The sequence below is a fragment of the Agarivorans sp. 2_MG-2023 genome (assembly GCF_030548085.1).
In the GTDB taxonomy this organism is placed as follows: domain Bacteria; phylum Pseudomonadota; class Gammaproteobacteria; order Enterobacterales; family Celerinatantimonadaceae; genus Agarivorans.
In genome coordinates, this window is sequence record NZ_JAUORQ010000001.1 from 181,318 (window position 1) to 196,700 (window position 15,383).

14 protein-coding genes are annotated in these 15,383 nt (G+C 42.6%); 10 read left to right on the plus strand and 4 right to left on the minus strand.

Annotated features, from left to right (window positions below; all coding sequences use genetic code 11):
- Window positions 1-65 precede the first annotated feature (65 nt).
- Window positions 66-839, minus strand: coding sequence for a family 16 glycosylhydrolase (locus Q4549_RS00815; RefSeq protein ID WP_303553036.1), 774 nt, complete (start codon window positions 837-839; stop codon window positions 66-68).
- Between the two features lie 200 nt (window positions 840-1,039).
- A complete protein-coding gene (locus tag Q4549_RS00820) occupies window positions 1,040-1,162 on the minus strand; it encodes a hypothetical protein (RefSeq protein ID WP_303553037.1) in 123 nt (40 codons plus the stop codon).
- 482 nt (window positions 1,163-1,644) lie between these two features.
- Between Q4549_RS00820 and Q4549_RS00825 the strand changes: the two genes are divergently transcribed.
- The 4 genes from Q4549_RS00825 (at window position 1,645) to Q4549_RS00840 (ending at window position 7,434) form a co-directional block, all read left to right on the plus strand.
- Entirely contained in the window at window positions 1,645-2,574 is a 930-nt protein-coding gene (locus Q4549_RS00825; protein WP_303553038.1) for a GGDEF domain-containing protein, read from the plus strand.
- 212 nt (window positions 2,575-2,786) lie between these two features.
- Window positions 2,787-4,844 carry a TonB-dependent siderophore receptor gene (locus Q4549_RS00830; protein ID WP_303553039.1) on the plus strand — a complete coding sequence of 686 codons (2,058 nt, stop codon included), beginning with the start codon at window positions 2,787-2,789 and terminating at the stop codon, window positions 4,842-4,844.
- An 8-nt stretch (window positions 4,845-4,852) separates the two neighbouring features.
- Complete coding sequence (locus tag Q4549_RS00835; RefSeq protein ID WP_303553040.1) at window positions 4,853-5,395, plus strand: YfiR family protein; 543 nt, start codon at window positions 4,853-4,855, stop codon at window positions 5,393-5,395.
- On the plus strand, window positions 5,392-7,434 hold the full coding sequence (locus Q4549_RS00840) for a bifunctional diguanylate cyclase/phosphodiesterase (RefSeq protein ID WP_303553041.1): 2,043 nt from the start codon (window positions 5,392-5,394) through the stop codon (window positions 7,432-7,434). Before Q4549_RS00835 ends, Q4549_RS00840 begins: the two co-directional genes overlap by 4 nt.
- A 19-nt stretch (window positions 7,435-7,453) precedes the next feature.
- Here the strand turns inward: Q4549_RS00840 and Q4549_RS00845 are convergent, their stop codons facing one another.
- Both Q4549_RS00845 and Q4549_RS00850 read right to left on the minus strand, forming a co-directional pair.
- Window positions 7,454-8,755 (minus strand): inosine/guanosine kinase, encoded by a 1,302-nt coding sequence (locus Q4549_RS00845; RefSeq protein ID WP_137673087.1) that lies wholly within the window; start codon window positions 8,753-8,755, stop codon window positions 7,454-7,456.
- 161 nt (window positions 8,756-8,916) lie between these two features.
- Window positions 8,917-9,582: a tRNA (adenine(22)-N(1))-methyltransferase TrmK gene (locus Q4549_RS00850; RefSeq protein ID WP_303553042.1), complete on the minus strand. Its 666-nt coding sequence runs from the start codon at window positions 9,580-9,582 to the stop codon at window positions 8,917-8,919.
- 314 nt (window positions 9,583-9,896) lie between these two features.
- Between Q4549_RS00850 and Q4549_RS00855 the strand changes: the two genes are divergently transcribed.
- The 6 genes from Q4549_RS00855 (at window position 9,897) to Q4549_RS00880 (ending at window position 15,244) form a co-directional block, all read left to right on the plus strand.
- A complete protein-coding gene (locus tag Q4549_RS00855) occupies window positions 9,897-10,955 on the plus strand; it encodes a porin (protein ID WP_303508279.1) in 1,059 nt (352 codons plus the stop codon).
- A 106-nt stretch (window positions 10,956-11,061) separates the two neighbouring features.
- On the plus strand, window positions 11,062-11,334 hold the full coding sequence (locus tag Q4549_RS00860; protein WP_303553043.1) for a hypothetical protein: 273 nt from the start codon (window positions 11,062-11,064) through the stop codon (window positions 11,332-11,334).
- A 368-nt stretch (window positions 11,335-11,702) separates the two neighbouring features.
- Window positions 11,703-11,954, plus strand: a complete 252-nt coding sequence (locus tag Q4549_RS00865; RefSeq protein WP_137673083.1) for a DUF4212 domain-containing protein — start codon at window positions 11,703-11,705, stop codon at window positions 11,952-11,954.
- Entirely contained in the window at window positions 11,955-13,691 is a 1,737-nt protein-coding gene (locus Q4549_RS00870; RefSeq protein ID WP_137673082.1) for a sodium:solute symporter family protein, read from the plus strand.
- A gap of 145 nt (window positions 13,692-13,836) precedes the next feature.
- A complete protein-coding gene (locus tag Q4549_RS00875) occupies window positions 13,837-14,277 on the plus strand; it encodes a hypothetical protein (protein WP_137673081.1) in 441 nt (146 codons plus the stop codon).
- A 79-nt stretch (window positions 14,278-14,356) separates the two neighbouring features.
- Window positions 14,357-15,244 carry a LysR family transcriptional regulator gene (locus Q4549_RS00880; RefSeq protein ID WP_303553044.1) on the plus strand — a complete coding sequence of 296 codons (888 nt, stop codon included), beginning with the start codon at window positions 14,357-14,359 and terminating at the stop codon, window positions 15,242-15,244.
- Window positions 15,245-15,383 lie beyond the last annotated feature (139 nt).

Consider the following 15,383-nt stretch of genomic DNA (forward strand, 5'->3'; position numbering starts at 1 on the left):
TTCAAGGGGGACTTAGATAGAACTTGAAACAGCAGACTTAAAATAAAGTCTGCTGACAGCTTAGATTACTTTGGGGTGTATTCTAGATAATCGTAGTAAGCCCAGTTGTTTTGGTTGAAGTACTCTTGTGGGAAGTACTTTGCATCTGCTGAGTTATCACCATGCCAATGGTTAATCATTATACGCGTGGGATCAACTGGCCAAGCATATTGTGGAACCTCGTTGGCAGCAACATAGCCATCTCCATTGTCTTTATATAAGCTGCGAATGATTCGCGTATTTCCTGAAGAGTCTATTAAGTACCAATCGATTTTCCAACTCGACCAATCAAAGCCTATATGGACCATATCTTGGTGAATGTTGAGTCCGTATTGGCCTAAATCTATATCTTGCTCCCAACTCTGATATTGGCCTCCTTGAGGCTGGTAGATAAGATTAGTGTGCACCACGTTGCCAAGGCTAGGCAAAAACTCGATATCAATTTCTTGCCAAGCTCGGCCAGGAACATCGTGCCATGAGGTGTAAGTAAAGATTGAAGATACAGTGCCGCGTGCGTTACCTGTTTTTAGGCTCGATTGCACTTTGCCATAACCTAGTAACGATTTTGTTCTAAGTTCGGCGCATTGGTTTGGCGCTACGTTAAGTGTAATTCCGTGTGAACTGGGTGAAATTTTGGATGGGGTAAACTTACAGCCAAAGGGGCTGCCGTTACTGCCATCGCGAGCTTGCCAAATGCCTGAGTTGTATCCCCAGCTAAAATCATCTTTAAAATAATTAGCATGCGCAGGTGTGATCGTCGCTACGGTTAATGCAATTGCAAATATAGAGGTAACTTTCATTTCTATCATTTTCCTTATGTAGAGTTTGTTGTTTTTTTAATGATGTTACTTTTGTCTAAACGTCGCTAAACCCAATAAATACTGAGGCTGAGTAGCGTTTGGGACTCGGTGCAGCCCTGCCTAACACAAGGTTAATAGCTCAACATTAACTGAAGAGGTATTGATATAGGCACGGCTTTTAAATGCGTTATTGATAGCGATTAGCCATTGATTGCGTAACTGCTTAGGCCTGTGACTATCGACACGAAAATGGCTAGGCGAATCAGTGACGCAGCTAGAGAGCCTAGCCACTTAGTAGAGTTTAATGCTGTAAATGAGTTCATTAATTGTCCCTAGCGTTCATAAATTCTTAACAATTGATTAATACTTTTATCTTGAACGCTTGGTAACACAATTGTTGTTTTATTAGGCTGTGACAGTTTTAACGGTTAAAAGCATTTGCCTGAAACACCATCAAGAAACTTAGCTTTTACTGGTTTTAAGGGGACGATGCTCTAGAAAACGCGTTACCAATAAGCTTAAGCACTAGCATGAGAACGCTGGTCTCAGAGAGATTGTTGGAATGTTCTACTTTAGGTGGACAAATATTCTTGGTATGTATGATTTTTTAGATTTACTTACTATTTTTTTAGCTAATTGATATAAATCAAATTTGGACTTGGGTGGTCGGAGTAGTCTGATAGTTGAGCTTAAACTGAAATTGTCATCCTTGGTTGAGCATAATAATTCTAATAAATTCAAACTAGTATTTGATACGCGTAACTAAACCTTGTCGATTGTTTTTGCAATTAGTTAAGGCTCCAGAATGCATTTATCTACTGCCCAGTTACTAGAAATCGTTTCAGCATTTCCTGACTCGACCCTCGTGTTCACTGAAGACGGCTATTGTATCGCTCACCTTGGCGACCAAGAAACACACTCTTTTTCCTGCAGCCGCTTGTTAACCGGACGTTTTGTTGCGGACGTATTTTGCGAAGAAAAAGCTAAGTGGTTTATGCAGCAAATACGGATGAGTATCTTTGACCAAAATTTACGCGTATCCGAATATTCCATCTCTCCCATGGATATGAGACTTCCTTGTAGCGAGAGCAGCAAGCTAGAGCGTGAAGAGTGGTTTGAAGCCCGAATTTTACCATTACAGTCCTTTATTGATGGGCAGCGCGCGGTGGTGTGGGCTGCACGCAACATCAATGAGCGCTATAAATTGGAGCAGCAGTTGCGCTTTTTGAGCGAAACCGATGCACTAACAGGCGCTTTTAATCGTCGTCGATTCTTCGAAAGCTTAGCGAATCATTTTCAAACTTATCATCGCCATTATTTGGATTGCAGTTTAATAATGATCGACATTGACCACTTTAAAGCAATTAACGATGAGCATGGTCATCCTTGCGGTGATCGTATTTTGAAGCAGTTATATGAGGTTATAAAGTCTCAGTTAAGAGATGTAGATCTATGCTCTCGTATGGGCGGAGAAGAGTTTGCGATTTTGTTACCGCATACTAAGGTTAATGACGCGTTCGTAAGTGCTGAGCGAATTAGAAAAGCCGTAGAACAGCAACTGTTTAGTTATCAGCACGGTTGTTTACATGTCACCGTTAGTATCGGGGTTAGCAGTATTGAATCAAGTGATATTAGTCGTGACAGTGTTTTACAGCGGGCTGATGATGCCCTTTACCAAGCTAAAAAATCGGGGCGAAATCGTAGCTGCCAACATCGCCACTTAATGAAAGTTTAATTATAATTTTCAATAGTTTGTTTATTATTTTAGCAATTTAAAATCCCCGCCAACATTATTAGTTTGTGGTTTTCCTTGATCTATTTCTTTGAGATAAATACTATCAATTTTTGCTGAATAAATGCTCATGGCCTTAGCCATTTCATACCCTTGTTACCTCGAGCTTTTTTGTTTCAGATACTAAGGATAGTTTTAAAGACCAAGGAGTTGTCTTGTTGAAGCCTTCAACTAGTGCTTGTTTTTTGTTGTTTTGCGCAAGCAATCTGGTCGCAGAAGAAAATAATCCTCTGTCGAGCTTAGAATTAGAATCGCTAATGGCCACCGACGTGCAAGCTACGTCGGCGATGAAGCGTGCCCAATCTGCGTTTACCACAGCCGCCTCTTTATACGTATTAAGCAAAGAAGATATTAAAGCGTCTGGTGCGGTTACCGTTGCTGAGTCTTTAAAGCTGGTTCCTGGTTTAGAAGTGAGGCAGCTTGATAATAATCAGTGGGCTATAACAGCAAGAAGTGTGGCTGGCCGTTATACCAGTAAACTGTTAGTGATGGTGGACGGCCAAAGTGTATATAACCCGTCTTTTGCTGGCGTTTACTGGGAAACCTTAGATGTGCCTTTATACGATATTGAACGTATTGAGGTGATCCGCGGACAAGGTGGCTTGTTATGGGGCAGTAACGCCACCAATGGGGTGATTAACATCATCACTAAAAGCAGCCTAGATACGCGTGATACATTGGTACAGGTGAGCAGCGGTGACCAGCTTAATTACGATGTAGGTTTGCGTCATGGCGGCAATTTGGGTAATAACGGCAGTTATCGCGTGTATGGTAGCGTACGTGATTCTGATGCGTCGAAACATGGAACTAAAGCAGAACCTAACGATGATGCTAAGCAAAAAAGTATCGGCTTTCGATTAGATTTTGCGCCGAATGATGATTTATCTATTCTTACTCAGCTGAACTATACCCACACTGACATGGGGCAGAATTTGAAAGCTTTGTCAGTAGAAACTAATCAAAACACACTTCATCAAGATCGGTTTCAGCGCCAAGATGGGCGGGTAATGGCGCGAGCGGAACATCGTATGTCGCACTCATCGAATCAAATGTTGCAGGCTTCGTGGGCGATTCAAGATGGTGAGCAGCTTTATTTAGATGAACGCTTTCAGTCATTAGACATCGATTATCAAATGAATACTTTATTTGGTCGTACTCAGTTTGATTGGGGTCTAAATTACCGTAATAGTGACCTACCTTTCGAAGAAAATGCGTTAATTAGCAGCGACGCAGACCTGTCGCGTTTGCAACAATATGGCGCATTTGTTCAAGCTCAGTTTGCGCTTGTTCCGGAAACCTTAAATTTAATTGTGGGTAACAAGTCTGAACACAATAGTTTTACCGGCTGGGAACACCAGCCTGTGGCACGATTGTTATGGCAACCAAGCAATAACCATGTAGTTTGGGGGGCTGTATCGCAAGGGGTGCGCATTCCTTCGTTGGCCGAGTATGATTACGACTCGGCGCTCAACGGCACCCGCGTAGGGGAGTTTATACAAACCGGTATCGATGCAATTGATCAGTATCACCTGCGAACGGTTTTAAATGGTAACCAACAAGTCGAGCCAGAAAAGTCCCTGTCTTATGAATTAGGCTACCGTTTTAGCCAGTCTAACTGGTCTTTAGATGTGGCATTGTTTCATACCCAATCTAAAGATGTATTTGCAGTTCAACCCAATACGTCTCCTGAAGGTGTTGATGAAATTTTTGCGTTGTTAGCGGCCGGCAAATACCAAGAGGCACAGCAGGCGCTTACTGAAACGGTAGTAGAGTTTGATGTTGTATCCAATGCAGAACTCAATGTGAAAGGCGGCGAGGCCTTAATTGCTTGGCAGCCTAACCCTCGATTTACCAGTGAGCTGGGCTATAGCCAAATGTCGTATCGCTATAATTTACAGCCAGATACCCAGCCAGCCATTGGTTACGATTCTGATTCAAAACAGTTGTTTGCTAAAGCAGGTTGGCAGGTATTTAAACAGCATTCTTTGTTTGCGCTATTCCGTTCAATCAACAGCGATGCCTATAGAGTGGATGACTATGATGTTTTAGATCTTAGTTGGAATTGGCAGTTTAAACCCAGCACCCAATTATCTCTTAGTGGTAAAAACCTGTTAGCTGGTAGCCATGTTGAGTATAACAATACCTCGGAAACATTTACTGTCCCAAACTATATTGAGCCCAGTGTAGTGATTCGTTTAATGGCTGAGTTTTAGGTTGTTTAATGCGATTAATTAAGCGCTTTTTAAAATCAATGGGTGTGCTATTACTGCTACACGTAGCGGCTGTAAACGCAGAACTCAATGATAAAGAAGCGGCGCTAAAAGCTGGCTTTTTGTTTAACTTTGCGCGTTATAGCGATTGGCAAGTACCGGCGACTCCGGTGGGATATTTTAAGCTGTGTAGCCCCGATAGTGACTTTTTAGATACTGCGAGTTGGGTATTACACCAGCAAACTATTCATGGCTTAGACATTAAAGTCGCCCTTGTCGAGCTAGACTCATTAAATATTAACCAATGTAACTTGTTGTTTGTTACTCATCGTTATCGTGAGCAATGGGTCAACACCGATAAAAGTTTGCTGCTACATACTATGCTAGTGGGCGAAACTCCCGATTTTATTAAGCTTGGCGGTCATATACGATTTTTCTTAGCATCAGGGAAAATTCGCTTTGAGGTTGCTCCAGAGTCGTTGAAAAAGGCTGACATTGTTATGAGCTCCAAGGTATTAAGGCTGAGTAGAATTGTTAAAGAGGGCGAGCAATGAAATCCTTTTTTAGCATGAATACCATGAGCAAAAAGTTGCTACTGATATTAATGAGCATGGCTATTTTTTCCAGTGCGATGGTGGCGGGTGTATTTAGTGCCTACGAAGTGGTCAGTGCCAAGCGTGATCAAACCGAAAGTCTGCAGAATATGGCTGACATTTTGTCACCCAATATCACCGCGGCTTTGTTGTTTGATGATCAAGAGGCGATGCAAGAACTGGTTGAATCTTTGTTGTTACGTGAAGACGTAATGAAAGCAGAAATAAGAAATACCGAGCTTAAGGTACTCGCCAGTATTCAAAGTATGACTAAGCATCATGAGTTTGGTGAAGAACCTGGTGAAGTTATTGAAATCATCAGTTTATTGATACTCGATGAGCAAGTGTATGGGCAACTGATTGTTTGGGCTAACGATAGCTATATTGACCAACGAATTGGCTTTTATAGTCAGTTTTTAGTCGTACTTTTATTGTTTACCTTTGGTTTGAGCCTGTTCTTGTCGCTGTTCTTGCAACGCGGTTTTTTACGTCCTTTATTGCACCTTTCCCAGGTGGCAGAACGAGTAACGCGTAGCAGCGATTATAGCTTGCGCGCTCAACAATCTAGTGCCGATGAAGTGGCTGATCTCACCGAGTGCTTTAACAGCATGTTAGAAACCATTGAGTTACGTGAACGGATGTTAGAGAAGCAAGTGAGCGTACGAACGCAAGAGCTTGAGAATGCCAATGAACAATTGTTGCAATACGCCTACACCGATGGGTTAACGGGTTTACCTAACCGCCATTATTTCTACGAAAAAATCCAAGAGTTAGTTAAGCAAAATAGTCATTTTGGTTTGATATTCATTGATTTAGATGGCTTCAAAGAGATTAACGATACCTTAGGCCACGATTATGGCGACATTTTACTTAGCCAAGCTGGTCAACGGATCCTCAGATGTGTACGAGAGCAAGATACGGTCGCGCGCTTGGGGGGCGATGAGTTCACCATTGTTATTGAAGGGGTGAGTGAACAACAACCATTGGCCAACATTGCAGAAACCGTGCTGCAAGCTTTAGCTAAGCGCTTCACGATTAAACAGGAAGATGCCTATGTTAGTGGCAGTATCGGCATCGCTTTTCATCCTTTAGATGGCACTAACGTAGAAGAGTTAGTGAAACATGCCGACCAAGCGATGTATGTTTCAAAGGACCGTGGGCGTAATTGTTATCAGTTTTTCTCATCTGCTATGCAGGTAGAAGCTCAACAAAAACGGCGCTTGGTTGAAGAGTTACGTACCGCTTTGATTGAGCAGCAATTTGAGTTGTATTTCCAACCCATTACTGCCCTTGAGTTCTCGGCAGAAACAAGCGCGGTGACTAAGGCTGAAGTACTCGTGCGCTGGAATCACCCACAACGTGGTTTAGTTTATCCAGGCGAGTTTATTGAGGCAGCTGAACAAGCCGGGCTAATTAGAGAGCTTAGCCAGTGGGTCATGCATCAAACCGTAGAAACGGTGGCCGAGTGGTATCGACAAGGGGATTGCAATATTCAAGTGGCGGTTAATACCTCTCCCTCGCAGTTTAATGACGGCGGTAAATGGATTGATGATTGGTTGCATGCCATCGCAATGCATCAACTTCCAGCTCATAGCATTATGATTGAAATCACTGAAGACGTGTTAATGACTACCGATGCATCGATTAAAGATCAACTTGCGCGCTTACATCAACGAGGTATTGATGTTGCTATTGATGATTTTGGTGTGGGGTATTCATCGTTAGCTTACTTGCAGCAACTCGATATCGATTTACTTAAAATTGATCGTTCGTTTATTCAGCACTTAACGACCGACAAAGATAGCGTGGCTTTAGTTAAAGCGATTGTAACAATGGCCCATCATTTGGGTTTGAAAGTTGTTGCGGAAGGGGTGGAAACTGAGCAGCAACGCCAACAGGTATTAAGCGTTGCTTGTGATTATGTGCAGGGTTATCTAGTCTCTAAGCCAATACCTAAAGACTTATTTAGTCAGCGCTATTTGTTCCAAACTACCGAATAGCTTTGTTGATTAAGCTCACTTAACGCTCCCAGTAAGCCTCTTCTAGGCTTTCTTCTCGCTCTGGCAGACCACGTGATAAACGTGGACTGTGCTGGGCGAGTACTTCATAACTTACCCGGTTAGCGTATTTACAAATTTGTGCAAATGATGAATAGCTAAGTGCATCGAAGCGATGTTTGCTAGATTGCTCAACATTGCTACGGTGGAATACATTGGCTGCCATGTCGTGCAATAGTGCAGACAATGCGCCATCGCCCGCACCGTTGGTATTGGTGATTTTTTCAGGCCCACCCATAAATGGTGCAATATGCGAGTAAACCTTAACTGCTTGTTTACAATCTTGTTTTAGCATTGGGCGAGAAAACTCATATTGATTGAATTCTGGTATCGCTCCTGGCAATAGCGTGTGGCTTGTTACGCGTTTATGGCTTTCATCGGTGTAACCTGCCATAAACAGCCCCCGAGAACCGGCAGTACAAAGGATTAAATCACACCATTCAAGTGCGGCTTCACAAGCCAGCAATACATCACTATGTCCGGTTAGGGCTTCCGCCTCTTCTTCGTTCATTGCTAGCACAGTAACGTGCTCCGCGACAAACTGTTGCCACCACTTTGGGTCGTCTTCAATTAAGAAGCGAGTCCCTAGTGTGAGAACAACAGGTACCTCTGCTTGCTTGGCGTAGTCAATCGCCTGCATGGCGGCTTGAGTAATAGGGTCGTTACCCGCTCGCATCAAGTAGGCGGTAAGTGCTAATGCTGCGCCAGATTTAACTAAGCTTTCATCAATGTATTCTGGGCTTAGTTTGTCCATATGCCCTTTAGAAATGGCAAAGGTACGCTCGCCGCACTCGGTAATTAATGTAAAACAGCGGCCAACGGGCCCGTCTACGGATTGCAGATGGTTTAAATCAACTCGAGATGAGGTATTACAAAGATAGCGGTAGGCATAGTCACCTACTGTAATGTTTTGGCTCATCACGCCAAACATGACAGAACGGCCGTCAGCAAGGGTAGAATAATTGTGTAAAGTATTGCCAATAGTGCCGCCAGCAAATTCTGCTGCGATCAGTTGCTTGTCTTGCAGCTCTTGATACAAGGATTGAGCCGCTTGATCGTCAATCAGTAACGAATTTCCTTTTACCAGTTTATGGCGTTGAATAAACGCGTCATCTACGTGCGCCTCTATATCCACCAAGGTTTGGTCAATGCCAGTAATATGGGTGAGTTTTGGGCGTAAAACCGGGTTTAGCTCGTTCGTTAGTGGATCGCGAGACTCAACCGGGAAATAGTGCTTTGACTTACGTTGACCAGGAAATTTCATGTAAAAGATCGCTTGTTTTTATTTAGTCATATTTTAGCAGTGTAGTTGGCTCACTACTCAAGGGCGGCGATTCTAGCACACCCAATACAAAATGTTGCTTACTGTTTTATATGTAGATTTAAATATTTTATTTATTGAATATAAGTGATTGATTCGGCCTCTCACTGCCATTCGTTGAGTAGAGTTTGGTAGGCCAGTAATGCGGGGTGAGCATGGCTAACACTTATACGTTGGTAGTGAGCGATGGTTTTTTCTAAATACTGCTGGTGTTCAGGGTTATTGGCCTGCCACATTTGGCTGCCGGTTAAGCTTATTGCTTGTGGCACATCGGTGCTTAAATGAACAACTTCATAATAGCGTTTGTTTTCAAGTACTAGATGTTCGCTAATTAATCCCAGTTTTTGTTGGCTCAAAAACTCACGAAGTTCGTATTGGTGATGTACCGGGCACAAAATCAACTCAAAGCGTTTACCGACATTTTGGGCGAAGAACTTTTTCAAAATACTGATACACAACTCTCCACCAACGCCGGCGATAATTACTAGTTGCTTAGCGGTATCTTCAAGAGAAATTTCAGCCGAATCCATACAATAGACCCGCCACGAACTGGTGTTGGAATTAGCCGAGTAGGGCAGGTGTTTTGCCAGTTTTATCTCAAGTTGTTGAGTGATCTTGGGGACGCAATCTACAAAGTGAACACGCTCGGCCGCCTTGCGCTGAACTAAGTGTGCGCCAAGCATTCCATGGTCGCAGCAGCAGTCCCAAATATCTTGATAAGAGTGTGTTATCAGTTGGTCGATACAGGCTAAACGGTGGCTGAGTTTCACAAAATACTCCTTAGTAAGGTTATGAATAGTAGTTATTTATTCAGTGGTGGCAAGAAACTTTGCCAGCTTGAATAGAAGTAAATAGCAAGAAAGAACACATACACGCTAAAAAACACTGATTCTTTGTTGATTATTAACAAACTTCACTAAGTTACTCATAAACCTATCAATGTCAGCATTATCTTCTTACAACAGCCAGTTTGTTCATTTAAAGATTCGTTACTACGCTAAATTTTGGGGTGTTTAACTGTTAGCACAATTTCCCACCTCATTTGTGAAGAGTTTATGAAGAAAGCTCAAACCAAGGAGTGAACATGAATAAGTTAATTGCAGGGCTCGCACTTAGTGCGATGGCAAGTAGCGTCTCAGCCGCTACTATTTATGAAAATGGTAAAACAAACGTCAGCATAGGTGGCTATCTAGGTATAGAAGCCTTCTATCAGGCGGGATACGGAGATGGGGCTAATAAAGACAGCTCGTTTGAACTACAAAATAAGACCTCACGGATCCGGTTTGCCTTTGAGCATGAAATGGTCCAAAACTGGATAGCGGGGGCTCAGCTAGAGTGGGGGTTTAACCCTACAGAAGGCTCTAGTGCTAGTGACCCTCTGTTTAGTAATCGTTTAGGTAACATCTACTTTAATAACGATGGCTTTGGAGAATTGCGGGTTGGTAAGCAATGGTCTGCTTATTACGACATTGCAGTATGGACCGATCAATTCTGGAAGTTTGGTGGTGATGCCTCTGGCACCTATGACGGTCGTAACGGCGGCGATGAATCTGGTATGGGTCGTGCCGACGAAGCGATTGTTTATCGCAAGTCATTTGGTGGTTTTGGTATAGCCGCTCAATATCAATTTGAAAAAGATGATAGTGCTAGGGATTATGGTTATCAAATTAGCGGTAAGTATGATTTTGATTTTGGCTTGTCCTTTGGTGCTGCGTACGCGGCGAATGGATATGACAACACTAAAACAGGTTACGTAGGTGCTGCTGATCAAGATAAAGCCAAATCTTGGTTAGCGGGTGCGGTGTACGAAGACGATATGTTTTATGTGGCCGGTTCCTACGGTGAGTATGAAAACCTGAGTCGGAAGTTTAGTACCTTAGCCGATAAAGCTAATGGTGTAGAGCTAATAGGTTTCTACAAAATCGATGGTGGTCTCTATCACGTATATGCCGGTTATAACGGTTTAGAGGATAAAACCAGTGGTAGCCAAGGCGAGTTAAGTTACGCCGCGGCGGGTGTGGGTTGGAAGCCAGGGCAAGTATTGCTAGCACTTGAGTACAAATTCGGTTTAGAAAATAAAGACGCAGCAGGCGCCGACAAAAAGCAAGATGAAATGTCGATTCAAGCGCGTTACTACTTCTAGCTAAACGTTATGGCGCTAGTTAAGCTAGCGCCGCTTTTTAATCTGGGTCAACACGCTTCATTTGTAAAAGCTGATACAATTGCTTCTTTTTAGTTAGAGATTGAAAATGAAGTGGTTAACGGTGTCTTTTCTGGTGATTATTGCTTTGGTTAACTTTGGCCCTAGAGTAAGCGCTATGTTTTTTTCTAAACCTAATACCACGGTGTTGTTTAACAGCGGGTGTTTTCTTTACGGCGAATTACGGATTAATCCCGTTAACCTTTCCTACTTTATCGTGCTAGATGATGGCCAAGAGCTGTCTTTTGCTGATGATAGTTATGCTGAAATTTCTTCTGAAGATAAGCCTATCGATATCTCTGATGTAGATTTTTGCGTATAGTTTGATTACAAAATATTTACATTTGTAAGCCTGAACCCTCAGGCTTTATTATTCTTCTCCATTGGTTTTTCACCCACATAGCTGAAGTGGTTTGGTGTTCAGCTTATCCCTCATAATAATTCCACTTATTTTTATAGCCTAGATCTCAGTTTTTGCCTATATCACTTGGGTTTAGACTAAAGATTAATACCTAGCCTGTTAATCGTTTGTTAACTTTTACTTCGATAGGCTTGAATTGAGTTTATATGTGTATCTATCTGAGTAGCTGCAGATAAAAACTCAATGATTTGTTCGGCCGTTAACATTTTGGTTACATCCTTAATACCATAACACTGCAGTATCCTTTGCGATCTGCTCGGAGAAATATCATGGAAGAACAGACTACATATTGGCAAGAAAACTTGCGTCTAATATTTACCTGTCTCGTCATATGGTTCGTGGTTTCATTTGGTTTTGGTTTGCTATTAGTAGAACCGCTAAATGAAATTCGATTAGGTGGTTACAAGTTAGGTTTCTGGTTTGCACAACAGGGCTCAATTTACACCTTCGTAGCTTTAATATTTTGGTATACCGTCAAAATGAACAAGCTCGATAAAAAATACCATGTTGAGGAGTCTTAGATGGACGAGTTAAAACTCTATACATACATCGCTGTATTCGGTTCGTTTGGTTTGTATTTTGCTATTGCTTGGTGGGCGCGTGCGTCTTCTACTAGTGACTTTTATGTGGCTGGTGGGGGTGTTACACCTATTCAAAACGGTATGGCAATTGGTGCTGACTGGATGAGTGCAGCTTCGTTCATCTCTATGGCGGGATTAATTGCCTTCCTTGGATATGGTGGTTCTGTTTTTCTAATGGGCTGGACAGGTGGCTACGTTCTATTGGCCATGTTACTCGCCCCGTATATGCGCAAACACGGTAAGTTTACCGTCCCTGAGTTTATTTCCGACAGATATTACTCAAAAGGTGCGCGTATAGTTGCTGTGCTGTGTTTAATCATTGCATCTCTTACTTATATTATTGGCCAAATGAAAGGTGTAGGTGTTGCCTTCTCTCGCTTCTTAGAAGTTGAGTACGACATGGGCCTATACATAGGTATGTTTGTTGTTTGGGTTTACGCAGTACTAGGCGGCATGAAAGGAATTACCTATACCCAAATTGCCCAATATTGTGTGCTTATCTTTGCTTACACTATTCCTGCTGTGTTTATTTCATTGCAACTTACCGGTAACCCGATCCCTCAAATTGGCTTGGGTAGTACCTTGGCCGATGGTAGTGGTGTATATCTGCTAGACAAGCTGGATATGGTCGTTACCGACTTAGGCTTTAAGGAATACACCACCGACAACTTGGGTGGCACACTTAATATGTTTGCTTACACCATGTCGTTGATGATTGGTACTGCAGGCTTACCTCACGTAATTATGCGCTTCTTCACTGTTCCTACGGTACAAGCTGCGCGTTCTTCAGCGGGTTATGCCTTAGTATTTATTGCCTTGCTGTACACCGTTGCCCCTGCGGTAGGTGCTATGGCTCGCTTTAACTTAATGAATACTATTGTTCCAAGTGCCGGTGATAACCTGGTTTACAACGAGCGCCCTCAGTGGTTTAAAGATTGGGAAAAAACTGGCCTACTTCAATATGAAGATAAAAACGGCGATGGCAAGATCCAATATGTTGCGGATAAAGAAACCAATGAAATGGTGAAAGTAGACCGAGACATTATGGTATTGGCTAACCCAGCTATTGCTAACCTACCTAACTGGGTAATTGCCTTGGTGGCTGCTGGTGGCTTAGCCGCAGCATTGTCTACAGCTGCGGGTTTGCTGTTGGCTATTTCGTCCTCGATATCTCATGATTTGATGAAAGGGGTGCTTACGCCTAATCTCTCGGATAAAAATGAACTGTTAGCGGGGCGAATAGTGATGACCTTGGCCATTTTGGTATCCGGCTATCTCGGTTTAAATCCGCCAGGCTTTGCCGCAGGTACTGTAGCCTTGGCCTTTGGTCTTGCTGCATCCTCTATCTTCCCGGCATTGATGATGGGTATCTTTGCTAAGAAAATGAGTGGCACTGCGGCTGTAGCTGGTATGTGTTCAGGTATCGGTGTAACTATGCTGTATGTATTCCAGCATAAGGGCATTATGTTTATCCCTGGCACGTCATTCTTGGGTGATATGGGACCAAACTGGTTCTTAGGTATTTCTCCAAACGCCTTTGGTGTAGTGGGTGCCTTAGTGAACTTCGCTGTTGCCTTTGCAGTATGTAAAGTAACAGGGCCAGCGCCTCAGCATATTCAAGATATGGTAGATAACTTCCGCGTTCCACATGGTGCGGGCGCTGCTCACGACCATTAATTCTGAATGAATCTAATCCCTAGTAAGCAAAAGGCTCCCTAGTGGGGGCCTTTTTTTGTAAAAGTATTTGCAAAAGTTGTTACTATTCAACGCGCTGCCTATTAGGTAAAGAGAACTAAATAATCGAATACAGGAAGTAGTAAGGATGAATAGACATACCAAGTTGGCTTTATTAGTAATGCCTTTTTTGGCGGTTGGTGGTTACATTGCATCCGACATTTATTTAGAGCATGACGCAGACAAAGACCGAATTTACCAACTGAGTACTTTTGGACATTGCGACATTATTAATCAAAAATGTATTCTCGAATCTGGTGAGTTTCAGTTAAACATTAGCGATGAAATGGGCACCACCATTGTAAATTCGACTTTCCCGCTCGACAGTGCCACGTTGTTTTTAGTGGACAGTTCTAACGAAGCCACTGCTTATCCGCTAGGTATGAGCGACAGTCCTTATTATTGGCAAAGTGAGACTCAGCTACGACGTTTTATCCCAAACCAAGGGGATAGTTACAAGCTTAGGGTGATAGCAAATATTAAAGGCGGTAAATATATTAGTGAGTTTTATAGTCAAACGGTACGTTAATCTCCACGCGATGGGTAGGAAACTGTGGTGGTCAGTGCTACAGTTTAACTAATAAAATCAATACCCTGATAGGTACCGCATGCACATTACTCCTGAACGTTTGATTTATTTGGTCACAGTTGCAGAAACTCGTTCATTTTCAGCCGCAGCTCGGAAACTAGGGGTTAGCCCCTCAGCAGTAAGCCAAGTTATTCAAAATATGGAGTTAGATTTAGGCGTACGCTTGTTTAATCGCGTGTCAGGGCAAGCACCTACTTTGTCGGATGTTGGGAAAACCTTGTATGTACAAGCTTTAGAAATCTTACCGCGCTTACGCGCGATGGAGCAAAAAGCACAGTCTTATCTCGATGGTGTAGAAGATAAGCTCACTATTGGGGTATCGGGTTATAGCTTTTTCCCGATTTACAGCGAAAAAATTAAAAGTTTAATGGCGAAGTTTCCCCAACTAACCCTAAATATTATCGATGTCGACGAGTTTGATTCAAGTAATTTTGGTATTGATACTGCAGCCGACATTCTGATTACTCCTGCAGAATTAATTCCTCGCAGAGGGGTTGAGAGTGTTTTAATTGGCCGTATTAAGTGGTTGTGCGTGTGTGCCCCTAATCACCCTCTCGCCAGCATCAAACATGCTTTATCGGTGCAAGATTTACTGTCGCATATTCAGATAACTCCTGCAGTTTCAAACTTTATTAGTGACGAGATGGCCGAGTCGGTGCGCCTAAGTTCGCAAGTGGTGAACTGTTCTAGAATGTATCAATTCAAGCAGTTGCTTTTAAGTGGTGTTGGTTTTGGTTTGTTTCCAGAGCCTTTGGCGAAAGAGTTACTTGAAAGTAATCAACTAGTGGAATTAGAACGTGATTTTATTATTGATGACTTTGAATGGCCGATAGAAGTGGTGTGGAGCCAAGCAATTGGCCCTGCAGGCGAGTGGTTTATTGAACAGCTAACCCGCATTGATGAGTAAAGCTGTTATAATTGTTACCGGTTGGCGAGAGTAAATCACTGGCTAGATCATTAATTGTTTAAATTGTTGTGATTAATCCAAGATGATCAAATACACTTAGTAATTATGTCTTTTCCCCTTGTTTGTATAGGAATGAGTA